Origin of the sequence: Mesorhizobium sp. WSM3879, from assembly GCF_002294915.1 — a bacterium.
Taxonomy (GTDB): Bacteria; Pseudomonadota; Alphaproteobacteria; order Rhizobiales; family Rhizobiaceae; genus Mesorhizobium.
The window spans coordinates 282,423-306,128 of sequence record NZ_NSFZ01000007.1; the positions used below are offsets into that span (position 1 = coordinate 282,423).

25 protein-coding genes and 1 tRNA gene are annotated in these 23,706 nt (G+C 64.5%); 8 read left to right on the forward strand and 18 right to left on the reverse strand.

Features of this window, described 5'->3' with window-relative positions:
* Positions 1-2: 2 nt before the first annotated feature.
* From CK218_RS18285 to CK218_RS18295, 3 genes are all read right to left on the reverse strand, one after another.
* The gene (locus tag CK218_RS18285) at positions 3-1,085 is read right to left on the reverse strand and encodes an ABC transporter ATP-binding protein (protein WP_095779358.1); all 1,083 of its coding nucleotides are present in this window, start codon (positions 1,083-1,085) and stop codon (positions 3-5) included.
* Entirely contained in the window at positions 1,082-2,653 is a 1,572-nt protein-coding gene (locus CK218_RS18290; RefSeq protein WP_095828454.1) for an iron ABC transporter permease, read from the reverse strand. Before CK218_RS18290 ends, CK218_RS18285 begins: the two co-directional genes overlap by 4 nt.
* A gap of 161 nt (positions 2,654-2,814) precedes the next feature.
* Positions 2,815-3,822, reverse strand: a complete 1,008-nt coding sequence (locus CK218_RS18295; protein WP_095828455.1) for an iron ABC transporter substrate-binding protein — start codon at positions 3,820-3,822, stop codon at positions 2,815-2,817.
* 204 nt (positions 3,823-4,026) lie between these two features.
* On the opposite strand from CK218_RS18295, the gene CK218_RS18300 reads away from it, so the two are divergent.
* The 3 genes from CK218_RS18300 to CK218_RS18310 all read left to right on the forward strand — a co-directional run bounded on the left by CK218_RS18300 (position 4,027) and on the right by CK218_RS18310 (position 7,297).
* Positions 4,027-4,563 carry a sigma-70 family RNA polymerase sigma factor gene (locus CK218_RS18300; protein ID WP_066990192.1) on the forward strand — a complete coding sequence of 179 codons (537 nt, stop codon included), beginning with the start codon at positions 4,027-4,029 and terminating at the stop codon, positions 4,561-4,563.
* A 1-nt stretch (position 4,564) separates the two neighbouring features.
* Complete coding sequence (locus CK218_RS18305) at positions 4,565-5,203, forward strand: NrsF family protein (RefSeq protein ID WP_095828456.1); 639 nt, start codon at positions 4,565-4,567, stop codon at positions 5,201-5,203.
* Between the two features lie 213 nt (positions 5,204-5,416).
* Positions 5,417-7,297: a PAS domain S-box protein gene (locus tag CK218_RS18310; RefSeq protein WP_245435073.1), complete on the forward strand. Its 1,881-nt coding sequence runs from the start codon at positions 5,417-5,419 to the stop codon at positions 7,295-7,297.
* A gap of 34 nt (positions 7,298-7,331) precedes the next feature.
* On the opposite strand, the gene CK218_RS18315 is transcribed toward CK218_RS18310, so the two are convergent.
* The 7 genes from CK218_RS18315 to CK218_RS18345 all read right to left on the reverse strand — a co-directional run bounded on the left by CK218_RS18315 (position 7,332) and on the right by CK218_RS18345 (position 12,951).
* Positions 7,332-8,210 carry a 3-hydroxybutyryl-CoA dehydrogenase gene (locus CK218_RS18315; protein WP_095828458.1) on the reverse strand — a complete coding sequence of 293 codons (879 nt, stop codon included), beginning with the start codon at positions 8,208-8,210 and terminating at the stop codon, positions 7,332-7,334.
* A gap of 271 nt (positions 8,211-8,481) precedes the next feature.
* Positions 8,482-9,411 carry an electron transfer flavoprotein subunit alpha/FixB family protein gene (locus CK218_RS18320; protein WP_095779363.1) on the reverse strand — a complete coding sequence of 310 codons (930 nt, stop codon included), beginning with the start codon at positions 9,409-9,411 and terminating at the stop codon, positions 8,482-8,484.
* A gap of 24 nt (positions 9,412-9,435) precedes the next feature.
* Positions 9,436-10,185: an electron transfer flavoprotein subunit beta/FixA family protein gene (locus tag CK218_RS18325; RefSeq protein WP_095828459.1), complete on the reverse strand. Its 750-nt coding sequence runs from the start codon at positions 10,183-10,185 to the stop codon at positions 9,436-9,438.
* Between the two features lie 248 nt (positions 10,186-10,433).
* On the reverse strand, positions 10,434-11,243 hold the full coding sequence (locus CK218_RS18330; protein ID WP_095782418.1) for a rhomboid family intramembrane serine protease: 810 nt from the start codon (positions 11,241-11,243) through the stop codon (positions 10,434-10,436).
* Positions 11,244-11,268: 25 nt separating this feature from the next.
* Positions 11,269-11,850, reverse strand: coding sequence for a cob(I)yrinic acid a,c-diamide adenosyltransferase (locus CK218_RS18335; protein ID WP_095828460.1), 582 nt, complete (start codon positions 11,848-11,850; stop codon positions 11,269-11,271).
* Positions 11,851-11,867: 17 nt separating this feature from the next.
* Positions 11,868-12,059, reverse strand: a complete 192-nt coding sequence (locus CK218_RS18340) for a twin transmembrane helix small protein (protein ID WP_066990167.1) — start codon at positions 12,057-12,059, stop codon at positions 11,868-11,870.
* A gap of 25 nt (positions 12,060-12,084) precedes the next feature.
* A complete protein-coding gene (locus tag CK218_RS18345; protein WP_095779364.1) occupies positions 12,085-12,951 on the reverse strand; it encodes an SDR family oxidoreductase in 867 nt (288 codons plus the stop codon).
* Between the two features lie 58 nt (positions 12,952-13,009).
* On the opposite strand from CK218_RS18345, the gene CK218_RS18350 reads away from it, so the two are divergent.
* Positions 13,010-13,861, forward strand: a complete 852-nt coding sequence (locus CK218_RS18350; RefSeq protein ID WP_066990164.1) for a YihY/virulence factor BrkB family protein — start codon at positions 13,010-13,012, stop codon at positions 13,859-13,861.
* Here CK218_RS18350 and CK218_RS18355 read toward each other — a convergent pair.
* Complete coding sequence (locus tag CK218_RS18355) at positions 13,831-14,733, reverse strand: DMT family transporter (protein WP_095828461.1); 903 nt, start codon at positions 14,731-14,733, stop codon at positions 13,831-13,833. The genes CK218_RS18350 and CK218_RS18355 overlap by 31 nt on opposite strands.
* A 160-nt stretch (positions 14,734-14,893) precedes the next feature.
* On the opposite strand from CK218_RS18355, the gene CK218_RS18360 reads away from it, so the two are divergent.
* Positions 14,894-15,181 (forward strand): hypothetical protein, encoded by a 288-nt coding sequence (locus CK218_RS18360; protein ID WP_066990158.1) that lies wholly within the window; start codon positions 14,894-14,896, stop codon positions 15,179-15,181.
* Here the strand turns inward: CK218_RS18360 and gluQRS are convergent, their stop codons facing one another.
* Positions 15,182-16,057 carry a tRNA glutamyl-Q(34) synthetase GluQRS gene (gluQRS, locus tag CK218_RS18365; protein WP_066990489.1) on the reverse strand — a complete coding sequence of 292 codons (876 nt, stop codon included), beginning with the start codon at positions 16,055-16,057 and terminating at the stop codon, positions 15,182-15,184.
* 92 nt (positions 16,058-16,149) lie between these two features.
* Between gluQRS and CK218_RS18370 the strand changes: the two genes are divergently transcribed.
* Positions 16,150-16,809: a DNA-3-methyladenine glycosylase gene (locus tag CK218_RS18370; RefSeq protein ID WP_095828462.1), complete on the forward strand. Its 660-nt coding sequence runs from the start codon at positions 16,150-16,152 to the stop codon at positions 16,807-16,809.
* A gap of 110 nt (positions 16,810-16,919) precedes the next feature.
* Entirely contained in the window at positions 16,920-17,477 is a 558-nt protein-coding gene (locus CK218_RS18375) for an HNH endonuclease (protein ID WP_066990153.1), read from the forward strand.
* A 200-nt stretch (positions 17,478-17,677) separates the two neighbouring features.
* Here the strand turns inward: CK218_RS18375 and CK218_RS18380 are convergent, their stop codons facing one another.
* Complete coding sequence (locus CK218_RS18380; RefSeq protein WP_066990150.1) at positions 17,678-18,196, reverse strand: disulfide bond formation protein B; 519 nt, start codon at positions 18,194-18,196, stop codon at positions 17,678-17,680.
* A gap of 127 nt (positions 18,197-18,323) precedes the next feature.
* On the reverse strand, positions 18,324-18,914 hold the full coding sequence (locus tag CK218_RS18385) for a YqaA family protein (RefSeq protein ID WP_066990147.1): 591 nt from the start codon (positions 18,912-18,914) through the stop codon (positions 18,324-18,326).
* 263 nt (positions 18,915-19,177) lie between these two features.
* On the opposite strand from CK218_RS18385, the gene CK218_RS18390 reads away from it, so the two are divergent.
* Positions 19,178-19,262 (forward strand) — tRNA-Leu (locus CK218_RS18390).
* A 114-nt stretch (positions 19,263-19,376) separates the two neighbouring features.
* Here CK218_RS18390 and CK218_RS18395 read toward each other — a convergent pair.
* From CK218_RS18395 to CK218_RS18410, 4 genes are all read right to left on the reverse strand, one after another.
* Complete coding sequence (locus CK218_RS18395; protein WP_095828463.1) at positions 19,377-20,564, reverse strand: MFS transporter; 1,188 nt, start codon at positions 20,562-20,564, stop codon at positions 19,377-19,379.
* A gap of 14 nt (positions 20,565-20,578) precedes the next feature.
* The gene (locus CK218_RS18400; protein ID WP_066990487.1) at positions 20,579-21,967 is read right to left on the reverse strand and encodes an NAD(P)-binding protein; all 1,389 of its coding nucleotides are present in this window, start codon (positions 21,965-21,967) and stop codon (positions 20,579-20,581) included.
* A gap of 51 nt (positions 21,968-22,018) precedes the next feature.
* Positions 22,019-22,339, reverse strand: coding sequence for a metalloregulator ArsR/SmtB family transcription factor (locus CK218_RS18405; protein WP_066990141.1), 321 nt, complete (start codon positions 22,337-22,339; stop codon positions 22,019-22,021).
* A 173-nt stretch (positions 22,340-22,512) separates the two neighbouring features.
* Entirely contained in the window at positions 22,513-23,667 is a 1,155-nt protein-coding gene (locus CK218_RS18410) for a YncE family protein (protein ID WP_095828464.1), read from the reverse strand.
* Positions 23,668-23,706 lie beyond the last annotated feature (39 nt).

The window sequence follows — 23,706 nt, forward strand, 5'->3', positions numbered from 1 at the left end:
CTTCAGGCAAACACATGCGCCTTGCCGGTCACGGTGAGGCGCACGATCTCGCCGACCTCCGGCACGTCCATGCCGGTCTTGCGCAGGATGAGCGGTGTGTTGCCGATCGCGGCCGCATCCGGCGGATCCGGGCTGTTGAGCAGCCGCACGGCGATGGTGCAGACCGAGCCGGCGAATTCGGAGTCCGTCACCTCGCCGAACAGCATGTCCGGCGTCCCCGACATGCCTTCGCGGGAGGTTCGTTTAAGCACCACTTGCTCGGGCCTGAGCATGATACGGGCGACGTCGCGCCGCTCGGTGATGTCGACCGCGATGCGGCCGAGCGGCGATATGGCAAAGCCGTCGGCGATCTTGGCCGGCACGATGATGGCGTCGCCGAGGAACTCGGCAACCATCCTGTCCCTGGGCTGGAAGTAGAGTTCGCGCGGCGTGCCGACCTGCGAGAACAGGCCGTCGCGCATGACGGCCACCTGGCTGGCGAAGGACAGCGCCTCGGCCTGATCATGGGTGACCAGGATGGTGGTGATGCCCGCATCCTCCAGAAGCTCGGCCACAGCCTTGCGCATCGAGGCGCGCAGGCCGGTGTCGAGCGCCGAGAACGGCTCGTCGAGGAGCATCAGCCGGGGTTTCATCGCCATGGCGCGGGCAAGCGCGACACGCTGCTGCTGGCCGCCGGAAAGCTCGTGCGGACGGCGCTTCAGGATCGCCTTGTCCAGCCCGACGATATAGGCGAGCTCGACAATGTGCTCGGCGCGCTTCTCGGCGCTTCGGGGCATGCCGAAGCCGATGTTGTCGGCGATGGTGAGATGCGGGAAGAGGGCGCCGTCCTGCGCCACCACGCCGATGCCGCGGCGATGCGCCGGCACCGCCGCCCCGCCATTGGCGAGCAGCTTGCCGTCGAGCGCGATGCGGCCGCGATCTGGCGCCTCGAAGCCGGCGATCAGCCTCAGCAAGGTGGTCTTGCCGCAGCCGGAGGGTCCGACGATCGCGGTGCGGCTGCCGCTTTCGACGGTGAGGTCGACGCCGGCAAGTGCTGCCACCGGGCCATAATGTTTTGCTACGTCGCGGAGCTCGAGGAAGCTCATCGGCCGGCCATCCGCTTTGACTGGACGTAGAGCACCCAGGTCATGGGCAGCGACATCGCCACCATGATCAAGGCGTAAGGGGCGGCCGAGGCGTAGTCGATCTCGCCGCTGTAGGACCAGAACGCCATCGCAAGGGTGCGGGTGCCGTTCGGCGCCAGCATCTGCGTGGCGGTCAATTCATTGGTGATGCCGAGCGCCACCATCGCCATCCCGGCCGCCGCGCCCGGCGCCGACAGCCGGATCGTGGTCGACCATAGTGCCCTGAGCGGCGGGCGGCCGAGGCTCGAGGCCGCGCGTTCGAGTTCCACCGGCGCCTGGGCGATCGAGGCGCGCAGGCTGACCAGCGCGCGCGGCAGGAACATCAGCGCATAGCCGAAAAGGATGGTGAAGAGCGTCTGATAGAGCGGCAAGGCGACGCGTACGGTGATGGTCACCAGCGCCAGCGCGACGACCACACCCGGCAGCGAGCCGACGATGTAGTTGCAGCTCTCGAGCAGGCGCTGCAAGCGGCCCGGCGCACGGATCGAGATCCAGGCCATGGGCATCGCGGCGACCGTGGCAAGCAGCGCGCCGGCGACGGCGAGGACCAGCGTCTGGCCGAGCGCCAGGCTGATCTCGTCCCAACGCCAGACGTCGGCGCCACCGGCAAGCAGCCAGCGGCCGACGGTCACAAAGGGCACGCCGAGCGTGAGCAGCGCAGTCCCGGCGGGCAGCAGCAAGCAAGGCAGCGTGGCGCGGCCGAGGGCGACACGCTGCTGCTGGCGCGCCGCCCCGGAGCCGACGCGGGCATAACGCTCCTCACCACGCACGATCACCTCCACGCCAAGCAGCACGAAGCAGCAGGCGACCAGCACGGCGGCGAGCATGTTCGCCGCCGCGCCGTTGAAGGTCGACTGGAACTGGTCAACGATCGCGGTGGTGAAGGTATCGAAGCGGATGAAGACATAAAGCCCGTATTCGGCAAGCAGGTGCAGGCCAACCAGCAGCGAACCGCCGCAGATGGCCAGCCTCAACTGCGGCAGCACGACGCGCGCGAAGACGCGCCAGGGTCCGAGGCCCAGCGCTGCGGCGGCATCTTCCAGCGCAGGGTCAAGCCGGCGCAGCGCCGCTGCGATCGGCAGATAGAGGAACGGGAAATAGGCGATGACGGAGACGAGCACGCCGGCCCAGAGCCCGTGCAGGCCGGGGATCAGGCTGATCCAGGCGTAACTGTGGACGAAGGCCGGGATAGCCAGCGGCGCTACCGACAGCCACGACCACCAACGGTTGCCGGGAAGGTCGCTGCGCTCGGTCAGCCAGGCAAGCGCCACCGACAGCACGATGGCGATCGGGACGGCCAGGACGACAAGCAGGATGGTGTTGACCAGGAGCGCGCCGACGCGAGGCCGAAAGATCAGCGCCACCACCGTGTCCCATCCCGTCTGGATGCCCACCCAGACGATGAAGGCAAGCGGCAGGAGAGCGATCAGCGAGACGATGGCGGCCGCAAGCGTAATCCACGACGTGGACCGCCGGCTCTGCCTTGCGGCAGCCGGCGGCCCCGAATGCGTGAGGTCGATCGCGGACATCAGCCGGAATGCACCGCCTGGAGACGATCTGATGAACCGCGAACGCGGTCGGAAACGCAGATGATCGTCATCGACGAGGCCATCTCCAAAACAAAAGCGCTCCCGCGGAAAGCGAATTCCGGCGGGAGCACGGTCGGTTGTCCTTTTAGGACGAACGCGGACTAAAGCAAGCCGGCTTGCGTCATCAGGTCGGTGACCTTCTTCGAGTTCAGGTGCGTCGGATCGATCTTGGGCGCCTGTAGATCGGCCAGCGGCACGAGCTTCGGGTTCGACATGGCATCCTTGCCGACCGCGTATTCATAAGAGGTCCCGGTTTTCAAAACCTCCTGGCCGGCCTTGCCAGTGACCCACTTCAAGAAAGCCTGGGCTTCCTTCGGATGCTTGCTCGAGGCCAGCACGCCGCCGCCAGAGATCGACACGAACGCGCCCGGGTCCTGGTTCTTGAAATAATGCAGGCCGACATTCTTGCTGTTCTCGCCGGTCTTCGCCTGGTCGCCGAAATAGTAGTAGTGGTAGATCACGCCGCCATCGATCTCCCCGGCATTGACCGCCTTCATCACCGTATTGTTGCCCTTGTAGGCGGTGAAGTTCTCCTTCATGGCCTTCAGCCAGTCGGAAGTCGCGGCTTCACCTTTGAGCTCGAGCATCGCGCTGACGATGGCCTGGAAATCGGCGCCGGACGGCGAGGCGGCCCACCGGCCCTTCCAGCTCGGATCGGCAAGGTCGAGCAGCGACTTGGGCAGCTGGCCTTCCTTGAGCTTGACCTTGTTGTAGGCAAAGACGGTGCTGCGCGCGGCGACGCCCACCCATTTGCCGCTCGAAGGCTGGTATTCCTGCGGAACCTGAGCGAGGGTGTCGGCATCGACCGGCGCGAACAGGCCGGCCGCCTCGACCAGCGCCATTGCAGGCGAATTCTCTGTCAGGAACACGTCGGCCGGCGAGGCAGCACCCTCGGCGACGATCTGGTTGGAGAAATCGCTGTCGCCGCCGTTGCGCAGCGTGACCTTGATGCCGGTTTCCTTGGTGAAGCCCTTCGCCCATTCCTTGGCCAGGCTTTCATGCTGGGCGTTGTAGACGATGATGCCTGCATCCTCCGCCATGGCCGGTCCGGCAATCAGGCCGAGCGCCAGCGCGGCGGCGCCGGCAAGAGTGGAAAAGGCAGTTTTCATGGGCATCGTCCTCAAATCTGGAGACAGGGGTTCGGGCTCAGGTGCACCTATAAATACCTGATTACGATAGTCAACATTCCGGCCTGCTTCAATCGGTCGCCGTGCCGCAAACTTTCGTGATTTTCCGGTACTTTGGCTTGGACATTATTTCGCCGGACACGTAACAAACCAGGGCCGAGACGCGAACATCGGGGGTAAACTCTTGTGACCGGCAAGGACGAGGCCGAGCTTTCCCGGCTGCTCAGGGCCGCGATCGCGGGAGACGAAAGGGCTTACGCCGACTTTCTTCACCGGATAGCCGCTCTCGTTCGTGGCTTCGTCCGGCGCAAGATCGTCCAGGGCGGGGTCGACCCCGAGGATGTCGTGCAGGAAACCTTGCTGGCCATTCACGTCAAAAGGCACACGTGGCGAGAAGACGCGCCGGTGCTGCCATGGGTCTATGCAATCGCCCGCTTCAAGCTGATCGATGCATTCCGCAGGCGCGGCCGTCGCATCGAGGTCGAGATCGACGAAATCGCAGAGACGTTCGCCGAGCCGGAAGCGGAGACGGTGAGCGAGCGCGACATAAACCGGGCCCTGGACGGCTTGCCGCCCTCGCAGCGTTCCGTGGTTTCCTCGATCTCGGTCGACGGCCATTCGATCGGCGAAACGGCGGTCAAGCTCGGCATCAGCGAGACGGCGGTGCGCGTGTCGCTGCATCGCGGCCTTGCCGCGATCGCCAAAAGGTTCGGACGACGGTGACATGAGAACCGAGGACCTCATAAAGGCGCTCGACGCCGATGCCCGCAACAAGGCGATGCCGCTTGGCCTCGCCTGGTGGCTGGCCGTCGGCGTGGCGGTTGTGGTCGCGGCGGTGGTCTTTTTCATGACCATCGGTCCGCGCCCGGACATCATGCCGGCCATGCATACGATGCGCTTCATGTCGAAGTTCGTCTTCACCTTGGCGCTCACGACCAGCGCATTCGCTCTGATCCAAGCCCTGTCGACGCCCGGTGCGGCGAGCAGGCGAGCGAAACTATGGACGCTCGCCGCGCCTGCGCTCGTCGTGATCGCGGTCATCCTGGAGCTTTTCGTCGTGCCGGAGGCGGACTGGGGCAGGCGGCTCGTGGGTTCCAACATGATGATCTGCATGAGCTTTATCCCGTTGATCGGCATCGGTCCCCTGGCTATCTTCCTCGGCATGCTGCGCTATGGCGCGCCGACGCGGCCGGTGCTGGCCGGCGCGGTCGCGGGCCTGCTCGCGGGCGGCTTGGCGGCGACCTTCTATGCCGCGCATTGCTTCGACGATTCGCCGCTGTTCGTCGCCACCTGGTACACGATCGCGATCGCGTTCCTCACCGCGCTCGGCGCGCTTGGCGGACGGTTTTTCGTCCGCTGGTAGGATTACACACCGATCCTTAATCATGCCGGCAATTGCTTTGCCGGTTAGCGGCGTGGCCGCCGCAGCTTACAACCATTCCTTAAAATCGATCCGCCAGGGTTGTGGCAGTTGCGCATGGGGTGGGATCGCATTGTGGCGTGGTTGAGTTGGAAAGGTCCGCGGGCCGGCAAGCGCGCTGTGCTCGCCTTGATGGCGGCAGGGCTTATCACCCTGATGGCATCGGTCCTGTTGCCGGCGCTGGAGCTCGGTGCGGACGCGCTGAAGTTCTGCCTACAGATATCGGTCGCCGTCACCGCCGTGACGCTCTTTGTCTCGGCGCTGTTCATCCGCAGGATCATCGACGACCGCCGGCAGATTGCCGAGAGCGAGCAGCGCTTTCGCCGCGCGATGGAAGATTCGGCGATCGGCGTCGCCATCGTCGGCCTTGACGGCCGCATCCTTCAGACCAATCCCGCCTTCGCGGCGATGCTCGGCTACAGCCGGGCGGAAATCGAGGCGCTGACCTTCTTCCAGATCACGCATCCCGACGACCTGCAGATCGGCCGTGAGACGATGATCGCGCTGAAAGAGGGAAAGATCGATTCCTTTCATTTCGAGAAGCGCTACCTCAAGAAGGACGGCACTCCGGTCTGGGCGCAGCTTGCGGGCTCGGTCATTCGCGAAGACGAGACCGGCAAGCCGCTCTATCTTGTGTCGCAGATCGAGGACATCGATGCGCGCAAGCAGGCCGAAGCGCGCATCGCCGAAGCCGAGACGCGCTGGAATTTCGCGCTGACCAGCGCCGGACAAGGCGTCTGGAGCCTCGACATGCGCAAGGGCGGCACGACTTATTCCGAAACCTGGGTCAGAATGCTGGGCTATGACGATGGCGAGCTGGACGGCGACCCCGACCGCTGGCTGACGATGATCCACCCGGACGACCGCCAAATCGTCGCCGAGGCGGACCGGGCGCATCTTGACGGCGAGACGGCCTTCTTCGAGGCCGAGTTCCGGATGCGCCACAAGGACGGCCATTGGGTCTGGATCCTCGACCGCGGCAAGGCGATCGAACGCGACGGCGAGGGCCGGCTGATCCGGGCGATCGGCAGCTTGACCGATATCACGGAGCGCAAGGAGGCCGAAGAACGGCGCAAGATCTCGGCGGCGATGCTCGCCGACGAAAAGGAGCGGCTCAGGGTGACGCTGCAGTCGATCGGCGACGCGGTGATCTGCACCGATGCCGCGAACCGCGTCACCTTCATGAATCCGGTCGCCGAAAAGCTCACCGGCATTGCCAGCGGCGAGGCGCTTGGCAAGGTGCTCGGCGATGTCTACTGGGCGGTCGACGAGGAAACCGGGCAGAGGATCGGCCTGACACGATCTTCGGCCGCCGACCGCCATCATTGCGATCAGAACGCCCGCGCCGTGCTCATCAGGCGCGACGACACGCGCTGCAGCATCCGCCAAATGGTGTCGCCGATCATGAACGACCGCGACGAGTTCTGCGGGCTCGTCATCGTCTTCCAGGATTTCACCGACGCGCGCGCCCTGCAGCGCCAGCTCGCTTACGCCGCGGCGCATGACGCGCTGACCGGGCTCGCCAACCGCCCAAGCTTCATCCGCACGATGGAGGAGTTGGTCGATCGGTGCCGGTTGAATGGCGGCGAGCATCAGTTCATGTTCGTCGACCTCGACCACTTCAAGGCGGTCAACGACACTGGCGGCCACGCGGCGGGCGATGCGCTGCTGAAGCGCGTCGCCGACGCCATCCGCAACGTGCTCGGGCCGGAAGATATCGTCGCTCGTCTGGGCGGCGACGAGTTCGCGGTCATACTGAAATCGGGCGCGCCGGCGCGAGCGACGGTCGCGGCGCGTTGCATCATCGAAGCCATCCGCAACCTGGGCTTCAGCTGGGACGGCCGTCCGCATTCGATCGCCGCCAGCATCGGGCTTGCGCCGATCCGCGCCGGCTGCGGCGAGGTGGATGAGATCATCGCCCGTGCCGATGCCGCCTGCTATGCCGCCAAGGCGGCCGGCCGCGGCTGCGTTTCGGCAGCACCCGATGAAGTTTCGAAGGACGAGGCGGCACCGCTGCCGCTTGCGGCGGCATCCTGAACGCCGGCTGGGAGAGCGTTCAGTCGCGGGCGGCTCAGCGTGTCGGCACCGGATGATCGCCGCGATAGTCGTAGAAGCCGCGGCCGGTCTTGCGGCCGAGCCAGCCGGCCTCGACATATTTCACCAGCAGCGGGCAGGGGCGATACTTGGAGTCCGACAGGCCCTCATGCAGCACCTGCATGATCGACAGGCAGGTGTCGAGACCGATGAAGTCGGCCAGCTGCAGCGGTCCCATCGGATGGTTGGCGCCGAGCCGCATGGCGGTGTCGATGGCGTCCACCGTGCCGACGCCCTCATAAAGCGTGTAGATCGCCTCGTTGATCATGGGCAACAGGATGCGATTGACGATGAAGGCCGGGAAATCCTCCGAAACGGTGATCGTCTTGTCGAGCCTGTTTACGAAGGTCTTGGCGGCCTCGAACGTCTGGTCCTCGGTGGCGATGCCGCGTACCAGCTCGACCAGCTTCATCACCGGCACCGGGTTCATGAAATGTATGCCGATGAAGCGCTCAGGCCGATCGGTCTGCGCGGCGAGCCGGGTGATCGAGATCGACGAGGTGTTGGTCGCGAGAATCGCCTCCGGATTGAGCTGCGGGCAGAGTTGGGCGTAAATCTTGCGCTTGACCGTCTCATCCTCGGTCGCCGCCTCGATGACGAGGTCGGCGGCGGCGAGATCGGCCATGGCCGCCGCCGATGAGATGCGGGCCATCGCCTCGTTGCGCGCCTTCTCCTCGAGCTTTCCCGAACCGACCTGGCGGGCCATGTTGCCGCTGATGGTGGCGATGCCCTTCTCGACCCGGTCGGGCGAGATGTCGTGGATCAGGACCTTGTAGCCGGCCAGCGCCGAGACGTGGGCGATACCGCCCCCCATTTGACCTGCGCCGACAATGCCGATCGTCTCGATCTTGCTCATTACCCCAATCCCGTCTGGAGCATTTCCGCTTCTGCGAGGCGCGGAAGCGCTCCCTTCTCTTGTTTCCCGCAATTCCGGACGCAAAGTGGCTCGGCACTTTCCTGGAATTGCCTTTTTTGTTTATCCCAATTCCGCAGGGAAAACCGCTATGGACTTTTCCTGGAATTGCGCAAGCCTTTACCGGCCTGCTTTTTGTGCAGTGCAAACTAAAAGGGCGGGGCGACTTCGTCTACCCCACCCTTCGGATTTTAATATGCCAGAGCAGAAAGCGTCAAAGCGCCTTTTGCAGCTCCGGCAGGATGACGAAGAGATCGCCGACGAGACCGTAATCGGCAACCTGGAAGATCGGCGCTTCCTCGTCCTTGTTGATGGCGACGATGACCTTGGAATCCTTCATGCCGGCAAGATGCTGGATGGCGCCGGAGATGCCGACGGCAATGTAGAGATCGGGGGCAACCACCTTGCCGGTCTGGCCGACCTGCCAGTCATTGGGGGCATAGCCCGCATCGACCGCGGCGCGAGAGGCACCGACAGCGGCGCCGAGCTTGTCGGCGACCGGCAGGATGACTTCCTGGAACTTCTCCGACGAGCCGAGTGCACGGCCACCCGAGATGATGATCTTGGCCGAGGTCAGCTCGGGACGGTCGTTCTCGGAGAGCTTGTTCTCGACGAAGGAGGAGAGGCCGGGATTGGCGGCGGCGTTCACCGTCTCGACCGGGGCCGAGCCGCCCTCTGGCGCCCCTTGGAAGGAGGCGGTGCGCACGGTGATCACCTTCTTGGCGTCGGTCGACTGCACGGTCTGGATGGCGTTGCCGGCATAGATCGGCCGCTTGAAGGTGTCGGGCGAGACCACCTCGATGATCTCGGAGACCTGCGCGACGTCGAGCAGGGCCGCCACGCGCGGCGCGACGTTCTTGCCCGCTGAGGTCGCGGGGGCGACGATCGCGTCATAGGAGCCGGCGAGCGAGACGACGAGCGCAGCCAGCGGCTCCGCCAGGCGCTCGGAGAGCTCGTCGGCCTCGGCCAGCAGGACTTTGCGAACACCCTTCAGCTTGGCGGCCGCGTCGCTTGCCGCCTTGGCGCCTTTGCCGGCGACCAGCACATCGACATCCGAGCCGATCTGCAGGGCCGCCGCGAGCGCCTTGGCGGTCTGGTCGGAAAGGCTTGCGTTGTCGTGTTCGGCGATGAGGAGAATTGCCATTTTCCTGTTCCTTTCCTGACCGCTTTAGAGCACGCCGGCTTCGTTCTTGAGCTTCTCGACCAGCTCGGCGACGCTCTTGACCTTGACGCCCGCCTTGCGGCCGCCGGGCTCTTCGGTCTTGATCACCTTCAGGCGCGGCTTGACGTCGGCGCCGTAGTCGGCCGGGCTCTTTTCGTCGAGCGGCTTCTTCTTGGCCTTCATGATGTTGGGGAGCGATGCATAGCGCGGCTGGTTCAAGCGAAGGTCGGCGGTCACGATCGCCGGCATTTTCAGCTCAACCGTCTGCAGGCCGCCGTCGACCTCACGCGTCACCTTGGCATGATCGCCGCCGAGCTCGATCCTGGAGGCGAAGGTGCCTTGCGCCCAGCCCAGCAACGCCGCCAGCATCTGGCCGGTCTGATTGCTGTCGTCGTCGATCGCCTGCTTGCCGAGGATGACGAGGCCGGGCTTTTCGGCCTCGACCACGCCCTTCAACACCTTGGCGACACCCAGCGGCTCGGTCTGCTCGTCGGTCTTGACCAGGATGGCGCGATCGGCGCCCATGGCGAGCGCGGTGCGCAGCGTCTCCTGCGCCTGCTGCGGGCCGATCGAGACGACGATGATCTCCTCGGCTTTGCCGGCTTCCTTGATCCGGATCGCTTCCTCGACCGCGATCTCGTCGAACGGGTTCATCGCCATCTTGACGTTGGCAAGCTCGACGCCCAGTCCGTCGGCCTTGACCCGGACCTTGACGTTCGCGTCCACAACCCGCTTCACGGGCACAAGGATCTTCATTTTCCTGTCACCTCTCCTGAGATAGTCGGGCGCGCTATAGCAGTGTGCGCCTTGTCAGAGTTGTCGAAAGCCGACATTCCGGGCGGAATTCTGGTCTCCAACGGCCAAGAAGCAGTTCCACCCCGATGTTTCGGTTGAGCATGATCGTTCCGAAAAGCGGTTCCCACTTTTCGGGATCATGCTCTGTGGTGGCGTTCCGTAGTGGCGGCAATCCGGCGCGTCAATATGCACGTCGCACTCAAATCGGTTCAGTCTGGCGGCGACGCCGCGCCGCGGCCCCATCGAGGCGCCGTCTGTGCCGGCGCCTCGGGCGCTGGTCCGGGCTCGATCGGGAGAGGGACGTTCTGGACCTTCGGCGTCGGGTCCGGCTCGCCGTCTGCGCCGGCAAGCAGCGGCACGCCGCGGCTGCGCAGCACCAGGACGAGAACGGCGCCGGCAATGATGCCGCCGATGTGGCAGGCCCAGGAAATCTGATCCTCTCCGCCGGCGGCAAACATCACGATCTGGAACAGGATCCAAAGGACGAGCGGGATGAAGGCGGGGATGCGCAGAGGAATGCGCGCAAAGACCAATACCCACACCTTAACCTTCGGATAGAGGATCAGATAGGCCGCAACCACGCCGGCGATGGCGCCGGAAGCGCCGATCAGCGGCACCTGGGAATCCCAGCCGACCAAGCCTTGAAAGAAAGCGCCCGCCGCCGCGCAGGCGAGGTAGAAGATCAGGTAGCGGATATGGCCGAGCGCGTCCTCGACATTGTCGCCGAACACCCACAGGAACAGCATGTTGCCGCCGAGATGGAAGATGTCGGCATGCAGGAAGGAATAGGTGAGATAGCTGAGGCTTTCGGGAATGACGACGAATTCGGGCGACAGCTCCACCTTGTCATGGACGACAGAGGGGATGAAGCCGAGGCCAAGCACTGCGGCATTGGTGAAGCTCTCGCCGCCAAGCGTGGTCGCGAGATAGACCAAGGCATTCGCGGCGATCAGGCCGATCGTCACATATTGTAGGCGGATGTGGCGGAGCCTGTTGGTATCGTAGAGCGGGATGAACATCGGACCCTCCCGCCATACCCGGTTGTCAGCGGTTCTTGCCGGGAACCCATAGCACGTCGGCATTTCCGTTGTCATTGACCGCCCGGGCGGCGACGAACAGGAAGTCGGAGACGCGGTTGATGTATTTCAGCGCTTCGCGGTTGACGTGCTCGGCCGGGTCCTGCGCCAGCGCCACCATGAGGCGTTCGGCGCGCCGTGTTACGGTGCGCGCAAGATGCAGGGCTGCCGCGGCAGGCGTGCCGCCGTTCAGCACGAAGGACTTCAGCGGCTGCAGGTCCTTGTTGAGAGCATCGATGTCCTTTTCGACGCGCCCGGTCTGCGCGGCGACGATGCGCAGCGGCTCGTAGCCGAGCGGTTTGCCGTCGTCCGGCACCGCAAGGTCGGCGCCGAGGTCGAAAAGATCGTTCTGGATGCGGGAGAGCATGGCGTCGAGCGCCGGATGACCGGTTCCGGTGTGGACGCGCGCCATGCCGACGCAGGCATTTGCTTCGTCCACCGTGCCGTAGGCTTCGACGCGCAGATCTGACTTCAGGCGCCGCTCGCCGCTGCCCAGACCGGTGGTGCCGTCGTCGCCGGTACGGGTATAGATCTTGTTGAGCTTGACCACGTTCTCCTCCCGGCCCGTTACTTACGGGTGAAGTAGACGGTCAGCATGATGAGCACCAGAGCTATGAACTGCAGCAGCACGCGGGCCTGCATAAGCTTGTTGGAGGTGAAGCCGGAGCCGCCGCGCATCATGTTGACGAGGCCGCGGATCAGCACGACCACGACGGCAGCCATGACGACTATGGCGAGGATGTTGAAGACGGTTGCCATGGGGCTGGCTCCAGTTGGGTTTCGGTCAGGCCCGCCTGGCGAGCACGCGGTAGAGCATCGAGGCCGGCAGGATGCGCTTGAGCGCCACGCCGATTCTGGCCGGCACCGTTACCACATAATGCGGGTGGGGGCGCTGTGACAGAAGCGCGTGGCGCAAGGCAGCATGGACCACCTCAGGTCCGGGCTTCAGACGCGAGACGCTGCCGCCGGCCTTGAGCCGCGCGAGCTGCGCCTGGTAGTCGGCGCGGTGAACGGAGTTCTCGACGTCGATGTTCTTCAAGAACCATACCAGGCCGTTGCTGGCGATCTTCGAGGTCACCGGCCCCGGCTCGATCAACGAGACATGAATGCCGCTGCCTTCGAGCTCCTGGCGCAGGCAAAGCATCAGGCCTTCGACGGCATGTTTCGACGCCGAATAGGCGCCGCGAAAACGGACCGGGGCGAGCCCCAGGATCGAGGAGCAGTGGACGAGGCGACCGTGTCCCTGGCGGCGCATGACCGGCACGACGCGGCGGGTCAGGTCGTGCCAGCCGAAGAAATTGGCTTCGAACTGCTCGCGCAGCGCTTCGACCGGCAGGTCCTCGACGGCACCGGGCTGCGCGTAGGCGCCATTGTTGAACAGCGCGTCGAGCGTGCCGCCCGTGCGCTCCAGCACGGCCTCGGCCAGGGCGGCGATGGACTCAGGCTCACGATAATCGAGATAGAAGGCTTCGATGCCCTCCGCCTCGAGCGCGGCGATGTCGGCCGGTGCGCGGGCCGTGGCGAACACGCGCCAGCCTTCCGCCTTCAATGCCCGCGCGCAATAGGCGCCTATGCCGGAGGAGGTGCCGGTGACGATGATGCTGCGCAACTGTTCAGCGGTGGGCAACGTTGTCGGACCTGGGGTTGCCATTTGCCGCAATCCCTTCCCATATTCGCGGCGTCGACACAATCGAGCGGAGCGCGGGTCCTTGCTCAGGAATATCGTCGCGGTCAAGCGCGTGCTCTACGATGCGATCGGCCATTTCACCACCGACGACGGCTGGGCAATGGCCAGCCATCTGGCGATCACCTCGCTGATGGCGCTGTTTCCGTTCCTGATCTTCGCAACGACGCTGGCCAGCTTTCTCGGCGCGCGCGCCTTCGCCGACACGGCCGTGCATCTGGTCTTCGACACCTGGCCGGAGCAGATTGCCAAGCCGATCGCGCGCGAGGTGCAGAATGTGCTCACCGTGCGGCGCAGCGACCTCCTGACCTACGGCGTGCTCTTAGCCGCCTACTTCGCCTCGAACGGCATCGAGGCGCTAAGGACCTCGCTCAACCGCGCCTATCGCGTTACCGAGACGCGCGGCATCATCCACCGCCGGGTGCAGAGCATCGTCTTCGTGCTGATCGCGACGGCCTGCTTTCTCGCCGTCAGCGTGCTTCTGGTGCTCGCGCCCCTGCTCGCGCGGCTGGCCGAGGCGCATCTGGAATGGATCAAGCCCTATATGGGCACGATCACCATATGGCGTTACGTGATCGCCTCGACGGTCATCGTCATCGGCCTGTTCGCGGTGCATATCTGGCTGCCGGCCGGCAAGCGCCGCTTCGTTTCCATCGTTCCGGGCATCGTCTTCACGCTGGTCGCGTGGCTGGCCGGCTCGACCATCTTCGCCACCTATCTCGACCATTTCTCGTCCTATGTGACGACCTATGCGGGGTTGGCCTCGATCATGATCGCGGTGGTGTTCCTCTACATCATCTCGGCCATTTTCATCCTTGGCGGCGAGCTCAATGCCGCGATCAGCCGCTATCTCGAGGCGCGCGCCCGCGTGGGTTGAGCTCTGTCCTGACGGGCGGTCGCGAGCCCGACGCCCAAAGTGGCGATCGCCATGCCGGCGATCTGCAGCAGAGTGAGCTCTTCGCCGAACAGAGCCCACGCGATGACGGCGGTGACGGCCGGCACAAGATAAAACAGCGATGCGACCTTCGACATCTCGCCGTCCCTGATCATCACCATCAGCAGGAAGATGGCGCCGAGAGACAGCACCAGGACCAGCCATGCCATGGCAAAGACGAGCTCGCCGTTGACGGTGATGGTGCGCGTCTCGAAGGCGAGCGACCCCAGGATCGTGACGACCGAGCCGCCGACATACTGCCACATGGTCGCCGAGACGAGGTCGCCGCCGGAGGCGAAGCGCTTTTGCCAGATCGTACCAGCGGCCATGCCGAGCACCGAGACCAGCGAGGCCGTCAGCGTTGCCGCGGTAACGCCGCCGCCAATCATGCCGAGCTTCGGCCACAGCACGATGACGACGCCCAGAAGCCCGACGGCAAGGCCCGCCCAATGTCGCGGCAGGATCGCCTCGCCGAGAAATTTGCCGGCGAGCACCGCCGTGATCAGCGGCTGCAGGCCGACGATCAGCGCCGAAAGCCCGGCCGGCATGCCTCTGTGGATCGCCCAGAAGACGCCGCCCAGATAGACGCCGTGCATTAGGACGCCGGCCACCGTCGCATGAAGCGCCTCCTCGCGGGTGGCCCGTCGCGAGCCGATAAGGACAGTCAGTCCCGCAAACAGGATCGCCGCCAGCACGAAGCGGATGGCGAGGAAGGTGAAAGGCTCCGCCCATGGCATGGCATAGCGCGCGCCGATGAAGCCGGTCGCCCACAGAACGACGAAAGAGGCGGGGATGAACCGCTTGATGCTGTGCATTGGAAGGAGGGCTCTGGCTGCGCGTGAAAAGTTAATGTCGGCAATTGCTCTAATGCCGATCAATTCGGCAAGCAAAACGAAACGGTTGATCCATAAGCTCATCCGAATTCAACAAACGGTGCCAAGAGGGGCATGGCGTTAAGGCACGCCATGAGCAGGCATGCTTTTGCATCTCGGGACGACATGGCTGCTGTTCGCGGTCGCCACCGTCGCGGTTTTCGGATTCTTCTTCGGCACCGCGCTCGATGCCATCATGAAGGACGACGGCTTCGGCTCGACCGGCAACACGCTGCTCTTCACGCTGGGCTTCTTCGTCGCGGTGATGATCGCCAATGAGCACGGCATCACCTTCCGGGATATCAAGCTAGCTGTGGCATGGGGATTGAGCGGCGCCTTCGTCTTCATCAGCGTGATGGCGCTGATCAAGGCCGGACTGGCTCGCTTGTAGTTAAAGCCCAACGAGCCGCATGACATCCTGCGGCGAGACGCCTGCCTGCCTGAGTGCGGCAAGACCGGTGTCCTTGAAACTCTTGGACAGCTTCCGCCCGTCCGAGCCGAGGATCAGCCGATGGTGGAAGTAGCGCGGCGCGGGGAGGCCGAGCAGGTCCTGCAACAAGCGCTGCACGCTGGTCGCCGCGTAAAGGTCCTGACCACGCACGACATGGCTGACGCCCTGCAGCGCGTCGTCGACGACGACTGCGAGATGGTAGCTGGTCGGGATATCGCGGCGCGCCACGACGACGTCGCCCCAGGCCTGCGGCGATGCGTCGACCGTTTGCGTCGCGGCCATGGCCTCGTCGGTGAACTCGACCCATGACAAGGCGCCCGGCATGCGCGCCATGGCTGCCTCGATGTCGAGCCGCCAGGCAAAAGGCGTGTTCTCGGCAATGCGCCGCCTGCGCTCCTTAGACGGAAGTGCCTTGTCGAGCGGCGGATAAAGCGGCACGCCGTCGGGGTCGCGCGGCCAATCGCGGCCGCGTTTCTCGGTCTCGGCAATGAAGGCGCGGATCTCGCCGCGGCTCATGAAGGCGGGATAGACGAGTTCCTCGGCGATCAGCCGGTCGAGCACGGCCCTGTATTCGGAAAAGTGTTCGGACTGGCGCCGCACGGGCTCTTCCCATTCGAACCCCAGCCATTCCAGGTCGCGGAATATGCCGGCCTCGAATTCCGGCGTGCAGCGGATGACATCGATGTCCTCGATGCGCAGCAACAGCCGTCCTCCCGCCCGCGCCGCCATTTGCCGGTTCAGCAGGGCCGAATAGGCATGGCCGAGATGCAACTCGCCATTGGGGCTCGGCGCGAAGCGGAATGTCAGGAGCGTCATGTCTCGGACGGCATTCGGGTTGAAAGGCGCTTCCGCCGGTTGATAGTTAGCCATCAATTGCCACTTCATGAGCGCCCTGGGAACAAGCAAACGTGCAACGCATCGCCTCGCTCGACGACATTGCGGCAGGACTCGACGCGCTCTGCCAGCTCGATCCACGGCTGGAGAAGGTACGCGGCATGGCCGGCGAGGTGCCGCTGAGGCTCTCCGAGCCCGGATTCGGCAGCCTCGCGTCGATCGTCGTCTCGCAGCAGGTATCCCGCGCCAGCGCCGATGCCATTTTCGGCCGGCTGATCAGGCTGGTCGATCCGCTGACGCCGGAAGGCATCCTTTGCGCCGGCGAGGATATTTTCCGCGAGGCCGGCCTGTCGCGGCCGAAGCAGCGCGGGCTGATCGCCATCGCGCAAGCCGTGGCCGGCGGGCTTGACCTCCACCATCTCTGCTCGCTCGATGCCGACGAGGCGATCGCGGCGATGACGGCGGTGCCGGGCATCGGACCGTGGACGGCGGAGTGCTACCTGCTGTTCGCCGCCGGCCACCCCGATGTGTTTCCCGCGCGCGACGTCGCGCTGCAGACGGCGGTCGGCCATGCCCTGGGCATCGACCCTCGTCCGCCGGAGAAAACTCTGATTCGACTGGCCGAATCATGGAGCCCGTGGCGAGGGGTCGCGTCGCGGCTTTTCTGGGCCTACTATCGGGAATTGAAGGGCAGGGACGCGGCGCCACCTGTCGAGATGGCCGAAAAAGCATGAAAATCATGCGTTTTTGATCGTTTCGCCGAACGACAATCCGCTTCACATCCCTGTCATGTCGGGCTTACAGTATCCGTGGCGTTCGGTTTGGAACGAAGGAGGCCAACTACGTGACGGTTGCCGTATCTCCGGATGGGCTTCCCGCGCTGGTGCTGAATGCGGATTACCGTCCGCTCAGCTATTACCCCCTGTCGCTCTGGTCGTGGCAGGACGCCATCAAGGCTGTCTTCCTCGACCGGGTCAATATCGTCGCCGAATACGAACACGCCGTCTCCTCGCCGACCTTCTCGATGAAGCTGCCGAGCGTGGTGAGTCTGAAGGCCTATGTGAGGCCGTCGCGGCATCCCGCCTTCACCCGCTTCAACGTCTTTCTGCGCGACCGCTTCCAGTGCCAGTATTGCGGCACGACCGACGATCTCACCTTCGACCATGTCATCCCGCGCCATCGCGGCGGGGCGACGACCTGGGAGAACGTCGTGGCCGCCTGCTCGCCCTGCAATCTCAGGAAAGGCGGCATGATGCCGGCGCAGGCCAAGATGTGGCCGCTGCAAAAACCCTATCAGCCGACCGTGCACGATCTGCACAATAACGGCCGCCTGTTCCCGCCCAACCATCTGCATGAAAGCTGGATGGACTATCTGTACTGGGATGTCGAATTGGAGCCGTAGAGTTCGGCACAATCGAACCGGCCATGCAACGACAAATTGCCGATCTTCGGCGTTGCCCTCATCCGGCTGGCGCCACCTTGTCTCCGTTTAGTTGCGGGGAGAAGGAACTGTCCGCCGCGACGTCACCCATTCTGCACGTCGATCATTGGCGAAGCCATTGATGACGGCCTCTTTTCTCCCCGTCACTACGGCTGTGTAGCTCAGTCGCGCGCGAGCGCGCAGCGTAAGGCGACGGCGGCCAGGATGAGGCTAGCGATGGCGTTCCAGCCGGCGAGCGACAGGCCGAGAATGCGAAGCGCGGCCTTGTCGCAGGAGGGCGGCACGAACTTGTCCAGCGCATCGAGCACGCCCTTGCCGCCGGTGTCGACCGGACCGGCGCTGGCCGTGCAGTCGGCGGGGCCAGGCCACCACGCCCACTCGACGCCCGAGTGGTAGACGCCGAGATAGAGGCCATAGAGCATCAACAGGCCACCGATGGCCAGCAGGCCGCGCGTCAACCAGGCCGGCGCGCGCAGCATCGAGGCAGCGGCCGCGACCAGCATCAGCGGCGCGCCGATATAATAGGGCGTGCGCTGCTCCAGGCAGAGATGGCAGGGAATGTAGCCGCCGATATACTGGAAGGCGAGCGCCGAGCCGACCGTCGCCGCCATGGCGACGGCCAGGAACAGCGCGGCACGCGTCCGCTGGCGTCCAGTGTCGGCGGTCATGGTCGCTGTCATCGGTCGTGATCCGTTCGCTTGGCACCTAAAGCGCGTCGCGCAGAAATGAATTCAGGCGCCGCGCTTGAGTCTTGTTTCGATGCATGTCGTTCTCCCAAAACCGCTGCGCACTTTTGGCCGACATGCATTATCCGTGAGCGTATCTGACCGCGATATAGAGCAAAATAAGGGCAGCGGCGCCGGCGCTGACGATCATGCCCAGCCGTTTCTCGATGAACTCCCTGATCGACTCGCCGTAGCGGCGCAGCAGCCAGGCAAGCAGCAGAAAACGCGCGCCGCGCGCAACGATCGCCAGCCCGATGAACAGCAGGAGGTTGACGCCGATGACGCCCGACAGGATCGTCACGACCTTGATCGGCGGCAAATGCGCCGCGCCCGAGGTGATCAGCATCAGGACGATGAAGCCGACGCCGGATGAGGTCCGCAGCTGCTCGAACTCGTCATACTTGCCGTAGAATTCCAGAATCGGCTTGGCGACCGCCTCGTAGGCGTAGTGGCCGATGAACCAGCCGGCGACGCCGCCGAGCACCGAGGCCACCGTAGCCACCAGCGCGTAGCGATAGGCGCGCTCCGGCTTGGACAGCGCCATCGGCAGATAGAGCACGTCGGCCGGCACCAGAAAGACCGAGCTTTCCACGAAGGCGATGAAGGCCAGCCACCATTCGGCCGATTTCCTTGCCGCCAGGGACATCGTCCAGTCGTAAAGTCCGCGAAGCATCGGCTCTCCTGAAAAGCGCGCAGTGGTTTTGGACACCGGGTGGCAGGAAGACAAGGTCCCAAAGCGCCGCATCCACCCTTCGGGATCCGAGGCGCTTCAACGCATCCCCTGTCTAGAAAGATTTTCCGCGCCGCACAATGGCGGCACCTTCACGAGACTGAAAGGCATGGCCGGGTGCAGAGCGCCTGCAAATCGGCAAGAGGCCAGTTGACGAAAGCCTGTCCGCCCGTATAGTCCGCGCCCATCCAGGCTGCCCGGCCTGAGCCCCTATGGCGGAATTGGTAGACGCGCTCGACTCAAAATCGAGTTCCGCAAGGAGTGCTGGTTCGATCCCGGCTAGGGGCACCAATTGGTCTCTTTGACCTTCAACCAGGCAGTTGCCGAAGTGACGGAGCTTCATAGGCTGGCCAACCGCTTCACAGGGCTACCGGCCGGTTACAAAGCATCACTGCGCCTGTACCTCTAATTTAAGGTTCGACGACGGAAGATCAGCCAGCCAAGGCTACACGCCAGTCCGACGTTCAGCAGCGCCAAGCCAGCGAGAGCTGCTAGAGTGCCGTGAGCGCCCACATGCTCCAACAATAGCGCTCCGACCGACGGCGCTGCTGCTTGAGCGATCAAGCTGGGCATGGCAAGTCGCCCCATCAGTCTCGCGTATCCCGACGGACCGAACAGAGCGAGCGGCAGCGTGCCTCGCGCTATCGTTTCGAGGCCGATGCCTGCACCGTAGAACGCCAGCGCCACAGGCACCACCGGAACCCCGACCCAGAGCGCACCAATGCCGATGGCGACGAAGCTCACCGACGCGAACTTGGTCCAGATGGGATGATGGTAGCGGGCGATGATCATCTCGACGGCACGCGCCGACACCTGAGCGGGGCCGACCAGTGCTCCGAGCCCAACGGCAGCGGCGAGCGCCATGCCGCTGGCCTGCAAGATGGTGAGGAGATGAACCGACACCGTCGACGAAATGACCGCCGCCAAGGTCAGCGTGGCAGCCAGGACGACCATGATCGGAACTGCGGCCGGCTGAACTGGGGTGCCAACCTGCTCCTTTCCAGGCCGATCTGTGACGCTCGGCAGCGGCGCCCGACGCGGCAACATTCCGAGATAGAGAGGCAGGGCGAAGAACAACTGCACCGAAGCATAGACGAGGCATGTGCCGCGCCAGCCCGTCTCGCCCATCAGGAAGGCCGAGATCGGCCAACAGAACGTGCTGGCGAAGCCGCCGAACAGCGAAAGGGTTGTGATGGCCGAGCGCGCGCTATGTCCGTAGAGCCGGCCGAGGGTCGCGAAAGCGGCATCGTACAAGCCCGCCCCCATTCCAAGCCCAACAACGAGCCATGCTGCGATGTAGGCGGCAAGGTTCGGCGAGGCAGCGAGCCCGATCTGGCCGATGCCGATGCAGCCGGCGCTGAACGCAAGAACGTTCCGGCCGCCGTGGCGCTCAATGGACGAGCCGACGCGAGGTGAGATCAGCCCGGCGACGAGCAGGCCAAGCGACAATCCACCCACGACCCAAGGCAGCGGCCAGCCGGTGTCGGCGGCGACCTTTGGTGCAATCACCGCCGGCAGGTAATAGGTGGACCCCCAGGCCATGATTTGGGTCAGGCCGAGGACGGTGATGATCGTTCGGCGACTGCGTTCCATCGGGCGTGATGCGATTAGGCTGCCACCCCGCACCCGCAGCCACCCTTGCCAGCGGCCTTCGCTTCAGCATCGGCGAGACAACAGGCGTCAGCCTCGGAAGAAGCGGGACCACCACAGCATCCGCCAGCGGTCGCGCGTATGGTCGACTGGGGAACCGTGCAGACGCCGGTTTCGGGTAGCACCAGTTGCACCGCATCCGCAGCCGCCATGTCGTCAGCGAGGGCTGCCGCGACCGACCGCACCTGTTCATACCCGGTCAGCAGCAAGAAGGTCGGGGCGCGGCCGTAGCTCTTGATGCCGACAGTGTAGAAGTCGGGCTCGGGGTGGCTCAGTTCGCGATGGCCGTGCGGGGGGACGTCGCCGCAGGAGTGCTCGTTGGGGTCGATCAGAGGCCCCAGCGCCTTTACGCCCTCAAGCCAGGGGTCGAGATCAAGCCTAAGCTCGCGCGTAAGGGACAGATCGGGCCGCTGGCCGGTCGCTGCGATGATGCGGTCGAAAGGCCCGAGCATTTGTAGGCCATCCTTCGTCTGACCTTCGACTGCCAGGCGGCCGTTTGAGCTGCGGATGGCCAGCGTTGCGAACCCAGTGACGAGCTTTGTGCGCCCGCTCTCCGCAAGTTCGCGAACGTCAGAACCAAGCTCGCCACGGGCAGGCAGTTGATCCAAGTCTCCACCGCTGTAAATGCGAACCAGATCGGTCCCGCGTGTCGCCCAGACAAAAGCGGTTCCCGGCTCAACCGCAGCCAGCCTATCGAGATCGAGCAGGGCATTGGCGGCCGAATGACCCGAACCGACAACAAGCGTGGCGCGGCCGGCATAAAGGGTGCGGTCGCGGCCGAGAATGTCGGGAATGCCATAGGCAATCTTGTCTGCGAACTCCGCTTCGCCCTCCGCCGGGACACCACCGGCCCCAAGTGGATTTGGCGTCTGCCACGTGCCTGAGGCGTCAATGACGGCTCGTGCACTGTCGCGCCTGATGCCTTCCCCGGTTTCGACAACCAGCATGAACGGTCGCGCCTTTCGATCTTTGCTCAAGACCTTGTCTGCGCCCCAGCGCGAAACAGCAATCACGCGTGCACTGGTTTCGATGGACGAGGAGAGTTCAGGGAGCCTTGCTAGCGGCTCGAGGTAGCGGGCAATCAATTCATCAGCGGTGGGGAACGCCTCGGGCTTGGGCATCGTCCAGCCGCTCTCCTCAAGACGCTTTCGGGCCGCCTGATCAACACAGTAGCGCCAAGGCGTGAACACCCGGACATGGCCCCAGTCCTTGAGATTTGTGGCGATGCCAGCGCCGGCCTCATAGACCTTCACCGGGAGCCCCCTTTGGATGAGCTGGACGGCAGCCGCCAAGCCGACCGGGCCAGCTCCGATGACGGCGACAGGGAGGGCGTCAGGGTCATTCATCGACATTTTTCCATCCTTCCGGGATCATCGAAATACGATGCAAAAAAGAGGCTATGCCGCCGCGTCGCTCTCCGTTGCGCCGCAAGCTGCGTCAGCACAGCACTCGTCAGCCAGGAAGCCGATCAAGTCGCGCATGATAGGATAGTTGGCCCGGCAGATGAGGGTCGTCGCCTGACGCTCCTGCGTCACGAGGCCGGTCAGAATGAGGCGATGCAGGTGATGGGACAGCGTCGAGGCCGCGATGCCAAGGGTGTCTTGCAAGTACCCCACCGGCCGGCCAGCTTCGCCGGCTCTGACCAGTGTGCGATAGAGCTTGAGCCGTGTCGGGTTGCCGATGGCTTCGAGCTGTTTTGCGGCTTGTTCGAGTTTCATGGAAATAGACTGCACCCTCCGCCGCCGCCGGTCAACTCCTATTTCGACAATGATCGAAATATGGTCAGACGAGTTCCAATGCCTCGGCAGCAAGCCGTCGCGGAAGGTCAGCGGACATGGTGCCAAGGCTCCATTGGGATTGAGGTCGTCAGCATTTGCAGGTCACCGACACCCTACCGCATATTCCCCGTGTGCCCCTGGGAGTAGCGCCCCGGCTGCGGCCACACCGTCAGGCCGTGCGGCTCGACGCCGACGCGGATCTTCGTGACAGCGCCGCTCGTCGTGTCGATCATATAGACCTCGCTGTCGAAGCGGCCGGAGAGCCAGAGCTGCTTGCCGTCGGCGCTGACATTGCCCATGTCAGGGCTGCCGCCGCCGGGGATCGGCCATTGGGCGACGACCGAGCGCGTCGCGAAGTCGATCACCGTCACGCTGCCCGGCCCGTCGGCGCGGCCCTGCTCCATTTTGTGCGAGCCGCGGTTCGAGACATAGAGCCGCTTGCCGTCGCGGCTGACGACTAAGCCGTGCGCGCCAATGCCCGTAGGAATGAAGCCGATCTCCTTGAAGCTGTTGCCTTCGATCAGAAAGACGCCGTCATTCATCATATCGGCGACGTAGAAGACCTTGCCGTCGGGCGAGAGCCTTATGTCCTGCGGCATGCCCATCTTCGACAGGTCGAGATGGCCGAGCACCTTGCGGTTCTTCAGGTCGATCTTGGCCAGTCCGCCGTCGCCATACTCGCAGGTGAAGATCGCATAGGAATTGTCGGCCGCGAAATCGGCATGGTTGATGCCGGGGCAGGCCGGCGTCGGGATGACGGCTTGCGGCGCCATGGTCCGCGGATCGCGCAGATCGAGCCGCCTCAGGGCCTCGTCGACGATGATGGCGGCGCTGCCGTCCGGCATGAAATACATGTTGTAAGGGTCGTCGACCGGCACCTGCTTGCCGGGCTTTCCGGTCGTCGGGTCGATCGGCGTCAGGCTGCCGTTCTTGCCGGTGCCGTTATTGGCCACCCAAAGCGTCTTCAGGTCCCAGGAAGGAACGACGTGCTGCGGCTTGCTGCCGACCGCAAACATGTCGACCTCCTTCAGCGTCGCCGGGTCGATGACGGAAACGCTGTTCGAGGAACGGTTGGGCACATAGACGCGCGGCAACGCAGCTGCCGCGGCTGGAGCCATATGGCCGGCGGTGGTATGGCTGTAGATGTCGACGGGCGCGGGCTCGGAGCAATCCTCGGGGCAGGACTCGGCGAAGGCTCGCGCCGGGAGCATGGCGAGCAGGACAAGCGGCGCACAGAGGCGGGCGAAGCGCAGGAAGGTTTCGAACATCTGGATTGCTTTGTGAAGAAGGCATGGCGGCTCGGCCGC